16 protein-coding genes are annotated in these 16,313 nt (G+C 55.5%); 10 read left to right on the top strand and 6 right to left on the bottom strand.

What is annotated here, in order from left to right:
- From AAGR22_RS08130 to ompX, 5 genes are all read right to left on the bottom strand, one after another.
- The gene (locus tag AAGR22_RS08130) at positions 1–1,569 is read right to left on the bottom strand and encodes a DHA2 family efflux MFS transporter permease subunit (RefSeq protein ID WP_067702665.1); all 1,569 of its coding nucleotides are present in this window, start codon (positions 1,567–1,569) and stop codon (positions 1–3) included.
- Complete coding sequence (locus AAGR22_RS08125; protein WP_345831226.1) at positions 1,566–2,939, bottom strand: HlyD family secretion protein; 1,374 nt, start codon at positions 2,937–2,939, stop codon at positions 1,566–1,568. The genes AAGR22_RS08130 and AAGR22_RS08125 overlap by 4 nt, the downstream gene beginning before the upstream one ends.
- Positions 2,940–3,056: 117 nt before the next feature.
- A complete protein-coding gene (locus AAGR22_RS08120; RefSeq protein ID WP_345831225.1) occupies positions 3,057–4,175 on the bottom strand; it encodes an SLC13 family permease in 1,119 nt (372 codons plus the stop codon).
- A 23-nt stretch (positions 4,176–4,198) separates the two neighbouring features.
- A complete protein-coding gene (gene mntR / locus AAGR22_RS08115; protein ID WP_067702659.1) occupies positions 4,199–4,651 on the bottom strand; it encodes a manganese-binding transcriptional regulator MntR in 453 nt (150 codons plus the stop codon).
- A 357-nt stretch (positions 4,652–5,008) separates the two neighbouring features.
- Positions 5,009–5,521: an outer membrane protein OmpX gene (gene ompX / locus AAGR22_RS08110; RefSeq protein WP_067702657.1), complete on the bottom strand. Its 513-nt coding sequence runs from the start codon at positions 5,519–5,521 to the stop codon at positions 5,009–5,011.
- Positions 5,522–5,887: 366 nt separating this feature from the next.
- On the opposite strand from ompX, the gene rhtA reads away from it, so the two are divergent.
- The 7 genes from rhtA (at position 5,888) to ybiO (ending at position 12,704) form a co-directional block, all read left to right on the top strand.
- Positions 5,888–6,787, top strand: coding sequence for a threonine/homoserine exporter RhtA (gene rhtA / locus AAGR22_RS08105; RefSeq protein WP_345831224.1), 900 nt, complete (start codon positions 5,888–5,890; stop codon positions 6,785–6,787).
- A 149-nt stretch (positions 6,788–6,936) separates the two neighbouring features.
- The gene (dps, locus tag AAGR22_RS08100; RefSeq protein ID WP_345831565.1) at positions 6,937–7,440 is read left to right on the top strand and encodes a DNA starvation/stationary phase protection protein Dps; all 504 of its coding nucleotides are present in this window, start codon (positions 6,937–6,939) and stop codon (positions 7,438–7,440) included.
- A gap of 91 nt (positions 7,441–7,531) precedes the next feature.
- Positions 7,532–7,798 (top strand): DksA/TraR family C4-type zinc finger protein, encoded by a 267-nt coding sequence (locus AAGR22_RS08095; protein ID WP_067703669.1) that lies wholly within the window; start codon positions 7,532–7,534, stop codon positions 7,796–7,798.
- 286 nt (positions 7,799–8,084) lie between these two features.
- Positions 8,085–8,831, top strand: coding sequence for a glutamine ABC transporter substrate-binding protein GlnH (gene glnH, locus AAGR22_RS08090; protein ID WP_067702652.1), 747 nt, complete (start codon positions 8,085–8,087; stop codon positions 8,829–8,831).
- 94 nt (positions 8,832–8,925) lie between these two features.
- On the top strand, positions 8,926–9,585 hold the full coding sequence (glnP, locus tag AAGR22_RS08085; protein WP_067702649.1) for a glutamine ABC transporter permease GlnP: 660 nt from the start codon (positions 8,926–8,928) through the stop codon (positions 9,583–9,585).
- Positions 9,582–10,304: a glutamine ABC transporter ATP-binding protein GlnQ gene (glnQ, locus tag AAGR22_RS08080; protein ID WP_067702647.1), complete on the top strand. Its 723-nt coding sequence runs from the start codon at positions 9,582–9,584 to the stop codon at positions 10,302–10,304. The genes glnP and glnQ overlap by 4 nt, the downstream gene beginning before the upstream one ends.
- Positions 10,305–10,436: 132 nt before the next feature.
- The gene (gene ybiO / locus AAGR22_RS08075) at positions 10,437–12,704 is read left to right on the top strand and encodes a mechanosensitive channel protein (protein WP_345831223.1); all 2,268 of its coding nucleotides are present in this window, start codon (positions 10,437–10,439) and stop codon (positions 12,702–12,704) included.
- Between the two features lie 11 nt (positions 12,705–12,715).
- Here the strand turns inward: ybiO and rlmF are convergent, their stop codons facing one another.
- Entirely contained in the window at positions 12,716–13,648 is a 933-nt protein-coding gene (gene rlmF / locus AAGR22_RS08070) for a 23S rRNA (adenine(1618)-N(6))-methyltransferase RlmF (protein WP_067703667.1), read from the bottom strand.
- Positions 13,649–13,772: 124 nt separating this feature from the next.
- On the opposite strand from rlmF, the gene AAGR22_RS08065 reads away from it, so the two are divergent.
- The 3 genes from AAGR22_RS08065 to AAGR22_RS08055 all read left to right on the top strand — a co-directional run bounded on the left by AAGR22_RS08065 (position 13,773) and on the right by AAGR22_RS08055 (position 16,308).
- Complete coding sequence (locus AAGR22_RS08065) at positions 13,773–14,402, top strand: flavin reductase family protein (protein ID WP_345831222.1); 630 nt, start codon at positions 13,773–13,775, stop codon at positions 14,400–14,402.
- Positions 14,403–14,549: 147 nt separating this feature from the next.
- Positions 14,550–15,071, top strand: coding sequence for a 5'-3'-deoxyribonucleotidase (locus AAGR22_RS08060; RefSeq protein WP_345831564.1), 522 nt, complete (start codon positions 14,550–14,552; stop codon positions 15,069–15,071).
- Positions 15,072–15,150: 79 nt separating this feature from the next.
- Positions 15,151–16,308, top strand: coding sequence for a M20 aminoacylase family protein (locus AAGR22_RS08055; RefSeq protein WP_345831221.1), 1,158 nt, complete (start codon positions 15,151–15,153; stop codon positions 16,306–16,308).
- The last annotated feature ends 5 nt before the right edge of the window (positions 16,309–16,313 follow it).

Genomic DNA, 16,313 nt, shown 5'->3' with positions numbered 1-16,313 from the left:
TCAGTGTGCTCCAGCACTGCCCTCGCTCTTAATCGGCGCAAGCAGAAGACAAAAAGGGATAAGGATCAGGGCAACGATACTCATGCCCAAAAAGACGTCGATATAGGCCAGAATGCGCGCCTGGGCGATCATCTCTTTATACAGCTGTCCGGTGGCAATCGTAACCGGATCGCCTACCGCCGAGGTGAAATCTTTCACCCCCTGCGCCCAGCGTGCAACCGTCAGGTTAAAGGGTTCGTTCAACGCTGACATGTTGTGCACCATATTGGCACTATGCGTCTGTTCCCGTTCGGTGATCATCGCTGTCGAGAGCGAAATCCCAATCGAACCGGCCACGTTACGGCACATGGTGAACAGCGCCGAGGCATCAGCGTTAAGGCGCTGCGGAATGGTGACAAAGGCGACGGTGCTTAACGGCACAAACAGGAAGCCCAGCCCGATAGTCTGTGCGCTACGCATCAGTACCAGGGTGGTGAAATCCACATCTGGCGTCAGCGTCGCGGAATAGAGAAACGAGACGAACAGGCAGGTGAAGCCGAAGGCAATGATCCACCTGGCCTGCACGATGGGCATCAGCTTTATGACCAGCGGGATGGTCAGGACGATCAGCAGAGCGCCAGGCGAGAGCACCAGCCCGGACCAGGTGGCGGTGTAGCCCAAATCCTGCTGTGCCAGCTGAGGTATCACTACGGAGGTGCCATAGAGGATCATCGCCATCCCCCCCATCAGCAGGCTGGCAACCGCGAAATTGCGGTCTTTCAGACAGTGAAGATCGACCACCGGCTTTTTCGCGTACATCAGCCAGTAGACGGCTCCCACCAGCCCGATGGCGGTCAACAGGGCAAAGGTGACAATGAAGGGTGAGCTAAACCAGTCATCATCCTCCCCGCGATCGAGCATCACCTGCAGGCAGCCCAGCCCCAGCGTAATCAGCCCAATCCCGATATAGTCGATGCTGAGCTTACCTTTCGCCCATTTACGCTCCCACGGCGGATCTTCCAGCAGATGGTAAATAGCCAGCACGCTGAATATCCCAACCGGAATGTTGATAAAGAAAACCCAGCGCCAGCTGTAGTTATCGGTGATCCAGCCGCCGAGCGTCGGACCGAGGACCGGTGCCACAATGATCGCGATTGAGGACAGGCCAAACGCCTTACCGCGATCCTCTGCTTTGAAGTAGTCCAGCAGCACGGACTGCTGTACCGGCTGGAGTCCACCGCCGAAGAAGCCCTGCAGCACCCTGAAAAGAATGATCTGCCACAGCTCCGTTGCGATGCCGCACAGGAAAGAGCAGATGGTAAACATCACGATACAGATCAGGAAGAACTGCTTGCGGCCAAGCATACGGCTGAGGAAGGCCGAAATCGGCAGCACGATACCATTCGCCACCAGATAAGAGGTCAGTACCCAGGTCGATTCATCGTAGCTGGAGGAGAGCGTACCGGCGACGTGAGGCAGCGCCACATTGACGATGGTGGTATCCAGGATCTCCATGAATACCGCCAGCGTCACCGTTATGGCAACCAGCCAGGGGTTACTGGCTGGCTGCCAGCTCTGGCTGTCACTCATTCCACCGTCACCTTCGGTTCAACTGACAGACCCAGCGGCAGCGGTTTATTCGCATCCAGCCCTTTATCAATGATGATTTTAACCGGGACGCGCTGGACAATTTTCACGTAGTTGCCGGTGGCGTTTTCTGACGGGAAGGTCGAGAAGCGCGAGCCGGAGCCCATCTGGACGCTGTCAATATGCCCTTCAAGCTTCATATCCGGCCAGGCATCAACGGTGATATCAACCCTGTCGCCCGGTTTCATGCGCTCAAGCTGGGACTCTTTGAAGTTGGCGGTGACCCATACATTGGGTGAGACCAGCGAAAATAGCGCACTCCCTGCCTGCACCAGCGTCCCCACCTGAACGTTACGCTTGGTCACGAAGCCATCGTAAGGGGCGCGGACTTCGGTGTAGGAGAGGTTCAGGTTAGCGGTATTAAGCTGCGCCTGTGCCTGCTCTACCTGCTGTTGACGCGCTTCGACGTTGGTTTCCTGCTGACGAATTTGCAGCTGGATTTGCGAGGCAACTTCAACCTGGGCCTTTGCGCTCTCCAGTTCAGCGCGCGCACTTCTTAACTGCGCGCTGGCCGCATCAATATTACGCTGCGAGGTGGCACGAGGATCCACCCCACGCTGACGTTTGTAATCTTCCTGAGCGTTAAGCATATTCGCTTCGGCTTTCGCCTGCTGCGCCAGCGCCTGGTCTTTCTGCGCCGGATACTGTACGCGGGACAGCTCCAGTGCAGCCTGGGCCTGATGAAGCTGTGCAACCGCCAGCCCGAGCTGGGCCTGAGCCTGATCGCGCTGGGCGGTGTTATCACGCGGATCAATCACCACCAGCAGATCGCCTTTTTTCACCCGCTGGTTATCCTTCACCCGCAGCTCCGTTACGTAGCCAGACGCTTTCGGGGCAATAGTGACCGCATCCGATTCGGTAAAGGCATCGTCGGTGGTTTCGATATTGCGGTTGGTTAGCCAGTACCACAGCCCGATAATGATCATCACCACCACCACTATCCCCAGGATGATGAGCGGTTTCTTGCCCGGGCGCTTGCGCTCAGGCTCACCGTTATCCTGCTGGTCGCCATCACCCTGCTGATTATCGTTGCCCTGCGGGTTCTGGTTATCCTGCGGGTTACCGTTGTTCTGCGAGTTTTGATTACCCTGCGAGTTACCGTTGCCCTGCGAGTTTTGATTACCCTGCGAGTTACCGTTGCCCTGCTGGTTTTGGTTACCCTGCGCATTACCGTTGTTCTGCTGGTTTTGGTTACCCTGAGAATGCCCGTTATCCGGTGAATTCTGGTTAGCCTGTGAGGGTTGATTTTGCTGCTGATTGTTATTGCGACGACTCAGGTCATCATCTGAGGAAGAAGTTGATTGATTAGCCATAGTTCTCATCAGTTTACAGCGGGCCCCGTTCAGGCCCGGAGGATTCATTCTGCTATAACAATAGGACGTAAATTGACAAATGCCAGCGTTTCTTTACGAAGTCAGACCAGGCTGACTTTATACCGCATGAATGCCTAAAAATAGCGCCCAGCCGATCAGCAGCGCCCAGCCCAGCAGCGGCACGGAATAGAGGTGGAACTGCCACCAGATAGTACGGTCTTTAGCCATACGCAGCGCAATCAGATTCGCCAGTGAGCCGGGCAGCAGGCCAAACCCGCCAATATTGACCGCCCAGGCCAGCAGCGTGCTGGCAGGCAGCGATCCCAGAAGCAGAATGGTGGCAGGCACATTACTGATAACCTGCGACAGACCCGTCGCCATCAGATACTGGCCACCGGGAGGCAGATGCGCGATATAGCCCAGGGCGGACTGCACCACCGGCAGGCGGGTAAGAAGAAAGACATCAACAAACATCATGATAAACACCGCCAGCAGGCTCCAGTCCAGCGACAGCAGGATACGACGCGCCCGTAGCAGAAAGACGGCAAACACCAGCAGCAGACCCCAGACGGCCAGATCCACTTCCAGCGCCGTGATAAACAGCAGGTAGAGTCCGGCGCTGATCCACAATAGTGGACGCTGCCACTGCGGCGGGCTGCTCTCCTGCGAAGTGGACTGGATTCTCTCTGCGGCGAAAGCCACCCAGGTTAGCAGCAGCAGGCTGGTCACCAGTACCGCCGCCAGCGGCAGCATCTGCCAGATAAATGCGGCAAAACCGGCCCCGCCGTGTCGCCACAGCAGGATATTTTGCGGATTACCGATCGGCGTCAGCAGCGATCCGGCATTTACCGCCAGCGCCTCAAAGATGATCAGACGATTTATGGGCAGCGCGGAGTAGCGCTTGAGGGTCAGGGTGAGCGGCACCAGGATAAAGAGTGCGACATCGTTGGTCAGCACGGTAGACAGCAGCGCGGCAGCCGCCACCAGAAAAAGCGCCAGCCTTCGCTGGGTATGAAAACGCAGCACCAGCCGACGGCCCAGCACGTTGAAATAACCGCTGGATTCAATTCCCCGGGTGAGGATCAGCAGCCCACAGAGCGTGACGATAGTGGGCCAGTCCACGGCTGCGGGAAGCTGTGCCAGGGTAAAGGGTGCGAAGCAGGCCAGCGCCAGCCCCAGCAAAATTAACAGATGCAGTAAGCGATCCTGCAGAAAAGGCCGGAGCAGCGTTGCCATAGAGACTCACAAAGAGGACAGCGTTATTGTTGGTTTTCGTAAAACTGCTTAAAAATGGCCAGCGTCTCATCACTCACATGATGTTCTAGACCTTCGGCATCCCGCCGGGCGGTTTCCGGGCTGATACCGAGCGCCAGCAAAAAGGTTTCCACAATATGGTGTCGCTCGCGGCTCTCTTCCGCCAGCGCCTCCCCCTCTGCGGTAAGAAACACACCGCGGTAAGGAACCTGCTCGACAAGACCACCACCCGCCAGCCTTTTCAGCATTTTGGCAACGGTGGGCTGCGAGACGCCCAGGCGGGCGGCCATATCCACCTGGCGCGCTTCACCAAATTCACGGATCAAATCTGAAATAAGCTCAACGTAGTCATCAATCAGCTCACGACGATGGGCTTCACGTACCTGGCGGAAGCCTTCGACATGCTCTTCGATCTCTTTCAGTTGCGCGGGCACTGCACTTTTTGCGCGACGACTCATTCAGCTTCCTCTTAAGTATTCCTGACGCGTAGCTTCAGCCTCAGTAGTGTGTGCCACATTGTAAACGAAGCACGACGAAGCACAAATATTCGCTACATAGCACTGGCTACGAATTATAGCTCATGCTATAACTGTCTATAAAGCGTACGTATGACTGCGGAGGCCCATCTGATGAAAACACCCCTTTTGCTAAAGCTGCTCTGCCGCTCACCGTTTACGCTGCGGCTGATGCTGCTGGAGATGCTGACGCATCAAACGCCTGCTCCCTCTAAATGAGTTTTTAAACAGCCATAAAAAAATCCGCCACGAAGGGCGGATTTTTTTCGTGCCAGCCGGACCGGCTGTGGCAGTAGCAGCTTAGAAGCTGTAACCTACGCCAGCGATCCAGGTGCCAACGTCAACGCTACGGATACGGCTCTGCTCGTAACCTACGTCCAGAGCAACGTTCTGGATTGGGTTGAACTGCAGACCAGCACCGTAGGAGAAACCTACGTCGCTTGAATCAGCTTTGTCACGTACGGTAGTGTCGTTTTCCTGGAATTTGCCGTAGCCAATACCCACAACGCCGTAGATGCTAGCCCAATCGTTCAGGCGGTAAGCAGGACCACCAGTGATACCGTAGTACTGGCCTTTGTTATAAACGCCTGCATCGGTACGATCTTTTTCGGTGTAAGTGAAAGAACCGATCCAACCCAGTGGATCGCTGCCGTTTTCATAGCGATACTTCAGGTTAAAACCGTTAGCTTTGTTTGCTACACCCTGATAATCGCTCTGAGCGTAACCGCCGGTAACGGTGCTTTGCGCCATTGCTGAACCAGCAGAAACTGCCAGTACACAAGCCAGTGCTGAAAGACATGCAATTTTTTTCATAACCACCTCAAATGTGAAAGTACTTCTCTCCTGACAACGCTGGAAATATAACAAAACTTAGCCAGAAACTCTGCCCTGATTTTGTTGTCCAACACAATGTTTGGTGTAACAGAAGGTTAATGGAGTAACCTATGTCATTCTTTTTACTTATAAATACCCCCTTCAAACCAAAGTTCCGTAAAGGCGAAAAAAAATTGCTCATTAAGATTATTCCTAATTAAAAAGGCCCTTTCCTGACATAACTACACACTTGACTGGCCTTATCGCGACTTTTTTTCACCCTTCTTTACCGCTATCACTGCCCATCAAGTAGACTATTGTGAACGTTTACCTCGCTTCACTTACATGAACAAGGATGGTCACAGGATGTCTGCCGCTTCACCTTCATCTTCTGGTACAACCCCGCCCTGGCTCCCGGTGCTAGTGCTGCTCATTGCGATGACCTCAATTCAGGGCGGGGCCGCGCTGGCTAAAACGCTCTTCTCTGACGTAGGTGCGACCGGTATTACCGCGCTGCGCCTGGCCTTCGGCACCGTTATCCTCTGCGTTATTTTTAAACCCTGGCGGTTGCAGTTCAGCCGTCAGCAGATTACACCCCTGCTGCTCTATGGTCTGGCGCTGGGTGGAATGAATTATTCGTTTTACCTGGCGTTACGCACTATCCCGCTGGGCGTCGGCGTGGCGCTTGAGTTCACCGGACCGCTGGCGCTGGCGCTGGCTGGCTCCCGCCGTCCGCTGGATTTTCTGTGGGTGGTGCTGGCGCTTGCAGGGCTATGGTTCCTGCTGCCGCTCAGCAAGGATATTTCAGGGGTGGATCCTACAGGTGCAATGCTGGCCGTGCTGGCAGGCGGCTTTTGGGCAGTTTACATTCTCGCGGGCAAACGGGCAGGCGCTCATCACGGTCCGGCGACGGTGGCGATGGGATCGCTGATCGCGTCGGTGATATTTGTTCCCGTCGGACTCGCTTTTGCGCATAGCGGTATCTGGAGCCTGTCGATCATTCCGGTCGCACTGGCTATCGCCGTTCTCTCCAGCGCCCTGCCCTACTCACTGGAGATGGTAGCCCTCACGCGTCTACCCGCGAAAACTTTTGGCACCCTGATGAGTCTGGAACCGGCGATGGCGGCGATGTCGGGCATGCTGTTTCTTGGCGAGGTGCTATCGCTGGTGCAGTGGCTGGGCCTGCTGGCGATAATTCTGGCCTCCGTCGGTTCCACGCTGACGCTGCGTCCGCCAAAGCAGAAAATTATCCGGGTCGGTAAGTAAGTAGCCAGGCTCGCTTATCAGCCGGCCCGGGAGGTGAAAGGCGTATGCTATTCAACCAATAGGCATCACCTTTCCGGCAGGGTTAAAAACCGGTGCTATACTTAGTTCCGTACTTAATTAGGACAACCAACATTAAGAGGATATTAATGATGAGTACCGCTAAACTGGTAAAAACGAAATCTTCTGATCTGATTTTCACCCGTAACGATGTGGCTGACGACGAGAAAAAAGCCACCATAGAGGTGCTTAATCGTCTGGTTACCGAATTTATTGATTTGTCTTTGATTACCAAGCAGGCGCACTGGAACATGCGCGGTGCGAACTTTATTGGTGTACACGAAATGCTTGACGGTTTCCGTACCACCATTATTGACCATCAGGATACCATTGCAGAACGTGTTGTTCAGCTGGGCGGCGTCGCACTGGGGACCACCCAGATTGTTAACGACAGAACGCCACTGAAAAGCTATCCGCTGAACATCCACAGCGTACAGGATCATCTTAAAGCGCTGGCAGAACGTTACGCTATCGTGGCAAATGACACCCGTAAAGCCATCACCGAAGTTGAAGACGATGATACGGCTGATATCTTCACCGCCGCGTCGCGCGATCTGGATAAATTCCTGTGGTTTATCGAGTCTAATATCGAATAACTTTCGGTTACCGTGCGTCCGGCACGGTTAACATCAAAGGGTTCAGGAGCAGATGAATTTTCATCTGCTCTTTTCACGTCTGGAGGCAAACATGGCAAGCGGATGGGCGCACGACGACGCCGTACAGGAGCAGATCGACTCCACCATTGATGATGCAGTCAGCCGGGTACGCCGGGCGATACACCATGGCCCCAGCGCGGAGTATTGTGAGGAGTGTGGCGAACCCATACCCGAAGCCCGCCGTCTGGCTTTGCCTGGCGTACAGTACTGTGTGCAGTGTCAGCAGGCGCGGGATGAGCATCAAACCGCTACGTCCCTATATAACCGACGCGGCAGTAAAGACAGCCAGTTAAGATAAATATTCTAAAACCTCGATCGCTTTAGCATTTCTGCTACTGCATGCCGCTGCGTCTGTTGTTTTGCCGCACCGGTTTGCTACATATTATCCTGCACCATAAAGCATCAGGCGCACCACGTTAATGCACCTTCGTGGTGCGGTCACTTTGCTTTCTTCTCTTCTGATGATTAAAACGACTTTAATAGGCTGATTTACATAATATTCGTAAACCTGGCATAGTTTTTTCATATGGGAGCTGGCATACGTTTGGGTAAAGAGCTTGCCCGACTGCAATAAGGATAAAATGATGAAGTCGATTGTTAAGTTTTCCCTGGCTGCGCTGACGCTGGCGTTTGCCGTTTCTTCTACCGCCGCAGAAAAAAAACTGATTGTCGCGACCGATACCGCTTTTGTCCCGTTTGAATTTAAACAGGGTGACAAGTATGTCGGATTCGATGTCGACCTGTGGGCGGCTATCGCTAAACAACTCAATATTGACTATCAGCTGAAACCCATGGATTTCAGCGGCATAATCCCCGCCCTGCAAACCCATAATATCGATCTGGCGCTGGCTGGCATTACCATTACCGACGAACGTAAAAAGGCCATCGAATTTTCCGACGGCTATTACAAAAGCGGCCTGCTGGTAATGGTGAATGCCAACAACGATTCGATCAAAAGCATTGACGATCTGACGGGCAAAGTCGTCGCGGTTAAAAGCGGCACCGGCTCCGTGGATTACGCCAAACAGCACATCAAATCGAAGGATCTTCGTCAGTTTCCTAATATAGATAACGCCTATATGGAGCTGGGGACCAACCGTGCGGATGCCGTGCTGCACGATACGCCAAATATCCTCTACTTTATTCACACCGCCGGTAAAGGCCGCTTTAAGGCCGTTGGCGACTCCATCGAAGCCCAGCAGTACGGAATTGCTTTCCCGAAAGGCAGTGACGAACTGCGTGAAAAAGTGAACGGTGCGCTGAAAGTGCTGCATGAAAACGGCACCTATAACCAGCTGTATAAAAAATGGTTCGGTAGCGACCCAAAATAAGCTGACGGCCTTCTGGCAATTTTACGCGGGTACAGCCGTGCTGCTGCCCGCGTCTTTACTCCCCCTTAGCGGGTTTTTATCCGGAGAATAAATCATGCAGTTTGACTGGAGCGCCATCTGGCCATCAATTCCGGCCCTGCTCGAAGGCGCCCGCCTGACCCTGTGGATTTCCGTCCTCGGACTGATTGGCGGCCTGATTATCGGCCTGGTCGCCGGATTTGCCCGTGCCTATGGCGGCTGGCTGTCCCGTAACGTGGCGCTGGTCTTTATTGAGTTGATTCGCGGTACGCCGATTGTCGTGCAGGTCATGTTTATCTACTTTGCGCTGCCGATGGCCTTTACCGATTTACGCATTGACCCCTTTAGCGCGGCGGTAGTCACGATTATGATCAACTCCGGCGCCTATATTGCAGAGATCACGCGCGGTGCGGTGCTCTCCATCCACAACGGCTTTCGTGAAGCGGGCCTTGCGCTGGGGCTGTCGCGCCGGGAAACGCTGCGCTATGTGATTATGCCGCTGGCGCTGCGCCGGATGCTGCCCGCACTCGGTAACCAGTGGATTGTTAGCATTAAAGATACCTCACTGTTTATCGTGATTGGCGTGGCTGAGCTCACCCGCCAGGGTCAGGAAATTATTGCCGGGAACTTCCGCGCGCTGGAGATCTGGAGCGCCGTGGCCGTTATCTATCTGTTTATCACGCTGGTGCTGAGCTTTGTTCTGCGTCGCATTGAAAAAAGGATGAAAATCCTGTGATCGAATTTAAAAACGTCTCCAAGCATTTCGGCCAGACTCAGGTGCTGCATAACATCGATCTGACCATTAAGCAGGGCGAAGTGGTGGTGATTATTGGGCCGTCCGGCTCCGGCAAGTCAACCCTGCTGCGTTGTATCAATAAGCTGGAAGAGATAACCGAAGGCGAACTGATTGTCGACGGCCTGAAAGTCAACGACCCGAAGGTCGATGAACGCCTGATCCGCCAGGAGGCGGGTATGGTATTTCAGCAGTTTCATCTCTTTCCGCAGATGAATGCCCTTGATAACGTCGCCTTTGGCCCCATCCGCGTACGCGGCGTCAGCAAGGAAGAAGCGCGCCAGCAGGCGCAAGTGCTGCTGGCCAAGGTGGGTCTGGCCGAGCGGGCACACCATTTTCCCTCTGAGCTATCCGGCGGACAGCAGCAGCGCGTAGCGATAGCCCGCGCACTGGCGGTTCGGCCAAAAATGATGCTGTTTGACGAGCCGACATCTGCGCTGGACCCGGAACTGCGCCATGAAGTCCTCAAGGTGATGCAGGATCTGGCCGAAGAGGGCATGACCATGGTTATCGTAACCCATGAAGTGGGCTTCGCCAGAAAGGTCGCTTCACGTCTGATCTTTATCGACAAGGGTCGCATTGCTGAAGACGGTGCGCCCGATGAACTGATTGATAACCCGCCTGGCCCGCGTCTGCGCGAGTTTTTGCAGCACGTTTCGTAACAGACACAGGGTGGACGCGCGTCCGCCCTGCTCCCTCCTTGATCCTTAAATGCGGTGCACGCCTCTGGCAGGCGCTGAGCAGTCTATACTTTTTGGTCGACGCTGTTGTTTGCGCCACAAAGGAAGATAAAGATGTTGGTTACTCCCCCTCGCTGGCATTTCATTGGCCGGTGGCTGGTGATTTTTATGCTGTTTTGCATACCTGAACTTTCAAAGGCCGTCACCCTGCCCGCCGCCGCCGTTGCGGCTTCACAATCTCAGTCGTCCACTACCGACCAGCAGAGTGAGCCCAGCAGCGATCAGAAAAAGGCCGCCTGGGCTGCGCTGGCCGCCATTTTACAAAATGACAAGTCCCGCCAGGCGCTGATCGACCAGCTTAATCACGCGTCTGAAAGCCCTTCATCCACCGCAACGCCCACCCTGACGCGACCGGAAGACACTGAGGACAAAACCGTCCTTGAGAGCGTCACCGACGTCAGTCGCCATTTTGGTGGCCAGTTTCTTTATCGCGTGCAGGAACTCCAGCGCAATATCTCCGATGCGCCTCATAAGTCATTTAATCAGCGCACTTTTTTCAATGCCGTCAGCCACTTTGCAATGTTGGCTGTTGCGCTGTTCACCTTCTATGAGGTCACGGGGTGGCTGATGACGCCGCTTTACCGCCGCATGGGCGAGTGGGGAAGAAAGAAAAACAGTGACCGTACCAGCTGGCTGCATCTGCCTGCGATGATCGTCGGGGCATTTGTTATCGATCTGCTGCTGCTGGGCATTGCGCTATTTTTTGGACAAATACTAAGCGACAGCCTGAACGGCGGCAGCCGCACCATCGCCTATCAGCAGGGACTTTTCCTTAACGCCTTCGCGCTGATAGAGTTTTTCAAGGCAATCCTCAGGCTGATGTTCTGCCCGCGCTACGCGCAGCTTCGCTTTTTTCACCTGCCGGATAACCGCGCGAACTACTGGAACCGACGGCTGAGCTGGCTAAGCGGCGTTATCGGCTATGGCCTGCTGGTGGTGGTGCCTATCGTCTCGAATCAGGTTAATCTACAGGTTGGCGCGCTGGTGAACGTGGTGGTGATGGGGCTGATGACCGTCTGGGCGCTCTATCTGATATTTCATAACCGCCGCAATATTCAGCTTGAGCTACAGCGGCTGGCTGACCGTTCCCTGTCATTCTTTGCGCTGTTTATTCGCGCCTTCGCATTGGTCTGGCACTGGCTGGCAAGCGCGTATTTCATCGCGCTCTTTCTGCTTTCCATGTTTAATCCCGGCGACAGCCTGAAGTTTATGATGGCCGCTACCGTCCGATCGCTGGCAATTATCGGTATTGGTGCGCTGGTGTCGGGTATCCTGACCCGCTGGATCTCGAAGAAAATCACCCTCTCGCCCGATCTGCGCCGCAACTATCCTGAACTGCAAAAGCGCGTTAACGACTGGATTTCGGTGATGCTGAAGCTGGCGCGCATCCTGACCGTGTTTACCGTCAGCCTGATGCTGCTAAGCGCCTGGAACCTGTTCGACTTCTGGCACTGGCTGACCCAGGGCGCGGGAGTGAGGCTGGTCGATATCATCATTCGTATCGTGATGATCCTGTTCTTCTCTGCCGTCGGCTGGACGCTGCTGGCCAGCCTGATTGAGAGTCGGCTCGCTTCCGACTCCCACGGACGACCGATGCCGAGCGCGCGCACCCGCACGCTGCTCACGCTGTTTCGCAACGCGCTGGCGGTGATAATCACCACCATCACCATAATGATTCTGCTGTCAGAGATTGGCGTAAATATCGCGCCGCTGCTGGCCGGGGCTGGCGCGCTGGGCCTGGCGGTTTCATTCGGTTCGCAAACGCTGGTAAAGGACATTATCACCGGCATCTTCATCCAGTTTGAGAACGGTATGAATACCGGCGACCTGGTCACCATTGGCGCGATCACCGGCACGGTAGAACGAATGTCAATCCGCTCGGTAGGCGTACGCCAGGATACCGGGGCCTACCATATTATTCCCTGGTCATCGATCACCACCTTTGCCAACTTCGTACGCGGCATCGGCTCTTTTGTGGCGAACTATGACGTGGACCGCAGCGAGGACAGCGATCGCGTGAACGCCACGCTACAGGCGGCGGTCACCGATCTGATGCAGGATAAGGAGATTCGAGGGATGGTGATTGGTGAACCCGCCTTCGCCGGACTGGTCGGTCTGACCGACCACGGCTTTACCGTTCGCGTCTCCTTCACCACCCAGCCGCTTAAGCAGTGGACCGTGCGCTTTGCCCTGGACGATAAGGTCAAAAAGCATTTCGATGCGGCGGGTATTAGCGCACCGCACCAGCGGCTCCAGGTGATGCAAAGCGGAACAGAAGTTGACGGTGCGGCCAGCTTCCAGTCCCTGCCCGCACCGGAATAGCAGCATCTGGCCTAACGACGGCTCATCTGACGTTCGCGAAGCGGTTTATCCATAAAGCTCCAGGCGATAAACCGGCTTTGCTTCTGTCCCTGTGCCATATCAATCGTGCGCACCGCAGCGGCACCGACATTTTCCAGCGCCCGCCAGATCTCTGGCAGATTTTCCTTGCGTGAGACCAGCGAGGTAAACCAGATGCACTGGCGGGAGAAGGTCACGCTTTCATCAATCATCCGGCTGATAAAGGCTTTCTCGCCGCCTTCGCACCACAGTTCATCCTGCTGGCCACCAAAGTTGAGGGGCGCATGTTTATCCAGACCCAGATTGCGAACTTTACGCTGGCTACCCTGCTGCGCCTCTTCGGCAGAAGCATGGAACGGTGGATTACACATCACCGCGTGATACTGTTCATTTTTGTGAATGATACCGCTGAAAATAGCCTGGGGATCTTTCTGCCGACGCAGACGAACCCCGCGGTTCAGCCCCGGGTTGGCGGTGATAATCGCGCTGGCCGCCCGCATCGCCTCTTCGTTGACCTCACTGCCGGTAAAGCGCCAGCCATATTCACGGTGGCCGATCAGTGGATAAATGCAGTTAGCCCCGCAGCCGATATCCAGCAGGGTGAGATCGCGTGGCACAACGCCTTTGTTATCTTCGGCCAGCAGGTCCGCCAGATAATGCAGATAGTCGGCGCGGCCTGGGATCGGCGGGCAGAGAAATCCTTCCGGGATCGCCCAGCTTTCAATCTGGTAAAAATGGTGAAGCAGCGCCTGGTTGAGCACTCTCACCGCCGCCGGATTGGCAAAGTCCACCGTCTCATCACCGTACTGATTGACCGACACAAAGGTCGCCAGCGGCGGATGGCTGGCGATCAGCGCGGGGAAGTCATAGCGTCCGCGATGGCGGTTACGTGGGTGTAGCTGAGTTTTTACGGCGGTATTTTTCATGGGCGGCTCTCTTATCTTAAGGCGCGTAAGATACCTGCTGGCGTAAAAATCGTAAACCATTCCCGGCTTTTTTCCCTGCGGGAGCGGCTATTATAGTGAGTCATTCATTTTCTGAGGAGATACCATGTCGCGTACCCGCCACTCTTATCAACCCCGGCTTGGCCACGGCCTGCCGCACGACCCGCTGAATGCTATCGTTGGCCCGCGTCCAATTGGCTGGATCAGCTCGCAAAGTGCCGCCGGTGTCCGTAACCTCGCCCCCTACAGTTTTTTTAACTGCTTTAACTACCAGCCCCCGATTATCGGTTTTTCCAGTCAGGGCTGGAAGGACAGCGTGGCCAATATTGTCGCGACCGGCGAGTTTGTCTGGAACCTGGCTACCCGCGAGCTGGCGGTGGCAATGAATGAAAGCTCCGCCAGCGTGCCGCCGGGTGAGGACGAGTTCGCCCTGGCTGGCGTGACGGCCATCCCCGGTACGCAGGTGGCGGTGAGTATGGTGGCGGAAAGCCCGGTGAATTTTGAATGCAAACTGACGCAGGTGCTTCAGCTGGAGGGCGCAGACGGCGCGAAGCTCCAGCAGTGGATGGTGTTGGGTGAAGTGGTTGCCATTCATATCGATAACGACCTGCTGGAAGAGGGGATTTATCAGACGGCTAAAGCCCATCCTATCCTCCGCGCGGGCGGCCCGAGCGCCTATTACGCTATCAGTGACGATTTGCGTTTTGACCTGGTGCGCCCGGACGCCAGAAAATAGTGCGTTGCGGGTTAACCGTCAGTAAATGGATGGCGCTTAACCTGCCCGGCTGCGCCGCCGGGTGGTAGCCGGGAGGCAACTGCTGTATCCTGGTCAGGCACTACAATGTCTGGCCGCTTTCAACAACAGGAGTGAACGAGAGTGACAATGCAAAGAATTGCCATCGATATGGATGAAGTTATTGCCGATTTCCACCTTAAAATGCTCAATACCGTCAACGCACATTTTTCTCTGTCGCTGACCGCTAGCGAGTTGAACCTCTTCGATTTGCGCCATAAAAACCCTGAGATGCTCAATGAGATGATGGTGCTGGCCAGCGATCCAGACTTTTTTGCCGACCTGGATGTCATCGGCGACAGTCAGCGGGTGATTGCGGAACTGAGCAAGCGTTATGAGATATTCATTACCACGGCGGCAATGGAAGTTCCCTCCTCATTTAACGCCAAGTTCAGCTGGCTTAAGCGGCATTTCCCGGCCATCAGGCCCACGAATATTGTGTTCTGCGGTCTTAAAAGCGTTATCAATGCCGATTACATGATCGACGATAATGCCTTTAACTTTGAAAATTTCTGCGGTGAAGGCATTTTGTATACTGCCCCGCATAATTTGCAGGTGACCGGCTATCGTCGGGCAGATTGCTGGCAGGATATTGAGAGGATGCTGCTGTAGGCGCACGGTGCGGGCAGCCATTTTATGCTACTTTACATCAGCCAGATGACAGGACTAACACCCGGAAGGAGAGGACGATATGGCTATCCCCGTTTCGCTCATTGAAGACGCTATCGGCTGGCGCAGACAGCTGCATGCGCAGCCTGAACTGGGCTACCAGGAGATTAAAACCTCCGGCTGGGTGGCCGAACAGCTGCGCGCTGCCGGGCTTCAGGTGCATACCGGCCTGGGCGGGACAGGCGTGGTCGGTACGCTGGAAAATGGCCCCGGCCCCACCATTGGCTTTCGGGCCGATATGGACGCGCTGCCGATCACCGAATCGGGCAATCCAGTCTGGCGCTCGACGCAGCCGGGCGTTATGCACGCCTGTGGTCACGATGGACATACCGCGATGCTGGTAGCGGCGGCGAAGCATCTCAGCGCGACGCGGCGCTTTAGCGGCACCCTGCATTTCGTTTTTCAGCCTGCCGAAGAGAATCTTGGCGGCGCGCGTAAAATGGTGGCCGATGGCCTGTTTGAGCTGTTTCCAATGTCGGCTATCTATGGCATGCACAACTGGCCGGGCCTGCCCGTGGGCCATATGGCCGTAAACAGCGGCGCGATGATGGCGTCGCTGGACGCGTTTGAAATCACCCTGCACGGCAAAAGCTGCCATGCCGCCATGCCGGAAAACGGAGCCGACCCGGTGGTCGCGGCTGCCCAGCTAATTCTGGCGCTGCAAACCATTCCGGCCCGGCGTCTCTCTCCCCTCGCGTCCGCCGTGGTCAGCATCACGCAAATCAACGGCGGCGAGGCGATCAACGTTATTCCGGAGACCGTGGTGCTGCGCGGTACGCTACGCTGTCTTCAGGCCGATGTGCGGGCAAAAGTGAGGGAGATGATCGATGCCTTCGTCACCACCTTTACCGTCCCGCTGGGGATCGAGGGGCGGATCGAGTACCTGACGGACTATCCGGTGACCACCAATAACGCGGCCGAGGCGCTAAAGGTGCGTCAGTGTGCGCTGTCGCTGCTTCCGGCGGAGAACGTACACTGGGAGGTCAATCCCTCAATGGCGTCAGAGGATTTTGCCTGCATGCTGGAAGCCTGCCCCGGTGCCTATTTCTGGATTGGTGCAGATGGCGCGACGCCTTCGCCGCCGCTGCATAACGCGCAGTACGACTTCAACGATGAGATGATCGGCGAAGGCATTGCGCTGTGGAGTACGCTGGCTGAACAGCTCCTGCCGGCAAGCTAGTCAGC

This window comes from Erwinia sp. HDF1-3R, from assembly GCF_039621855.1.
Taxonomy (GTDB): Bacteria; Pseudomonadota; Gammaproteobacteria; order Enterobacterales; family Enterobacteriaceae; genus Erwinia.
Note: the sequence above shows the minus strand (reverse complement) of the source record. Positions and strands in the feature narration are given on the sequence as shown.

Coding starts and splice junctions, on each gene's coding strand:
- AAGR22_RS08130 (WP_067702665.1), bottom strand. CDS start 1,569: ATGAGTGACAGCCAGAGCTGGCAGCCAGCCAGTAACCCCTGGCTGGTT.
- AAGR22_RS08125 (WP_345831226.1), bottom strand. CDS start 2,939: ATGGCTAATCAATCAACTTCTTCCTCAGATGATGACCTGAGTCGTCGC.
- AAGR22_RS08120 (WP_345831225.1), bottom strand. CDS start 4,175: ATGGCAACGCTGCTCCGGCCTTTTCTGCAGGATCGCTTACTGCATCTG.
- mntR (WP_067702659.1), bottom strand. CDS start 4,651: ATGAGTCGTCGCGCAAAAAGTGCAGTGCCCGCGCAACTGAAAGAGATC.
- ompX (WP_067702657.1), bottom strand. CDS start 5,521: ATGAAAAAAATTGCATGTCTTTCAGCACTGGCTTGTGTACTGGCAGTT.
- rhtA (WP_345831224.1), top strand. CDS start 5,888: ATGTCTGCCGCTTCACCTTCATCTTCTGGTACAACCCCGCCCTGGCTC.
- dps (WP_345831565.1), top strand. CDS start 6,937: ATGAGTACCGCTAAACTGGTAAAAACGAAATCTTCTGATCTGATTTTC.
- AAGR22_RS08095 (WP_067703669.1), top strand. CDS start 7,532: ATGGCAAGCGGATGGGCGCACGACGACGCCGTACAGGAGCAGATCGAC.
- glnH (WP_067702652.1), top strand. CDS start 8,085: ATGAAGTCGATTGTTAAGTTTTCCCTGGCTGCGCTGACGCTGGCGTTT.
- glnP (WP_067702649.1), top strand. CDS start 8,926: ATGCAGTTTGACTGGAGCGCCATCTGGCCATCAATTCCGGCCCTGCTC.
- ybiO (WP_345831223.1), top strand. CDS start 10,437: ATGTTGGTTACTCCCCCTCGCTGGCATTTCATTGGCCGGTGGCTGGTG.
- rlmF (WP_067703667.1), bottom strand. CDS start 13,648: ATGAAAAATACCGCCGTAAAAACTCAGCTACACCCACGTAACCGCCAT.
- AAGR22_RS08065 (WP_345831222.1), top strand. CDS start 13,773: ATGTCGCGTACCCGCCACTCTTATCAACCCCGGCTTGGCCACGGCCTG.
- AAGR22_RS08060 (WP_345831564.1), top strand. CDS start 14,550: ATGCAAAGAATTGCCATCGATATGGATGAAGTTATTGCCGATTTCCAC.
- AAGR22_RS08055 (WP_345831221.1), top strand. CDS start 15,151: ATGGCTATCCCCGTTTCGCTCATTGAAGACGCTATCGGCTGGCGCAGA.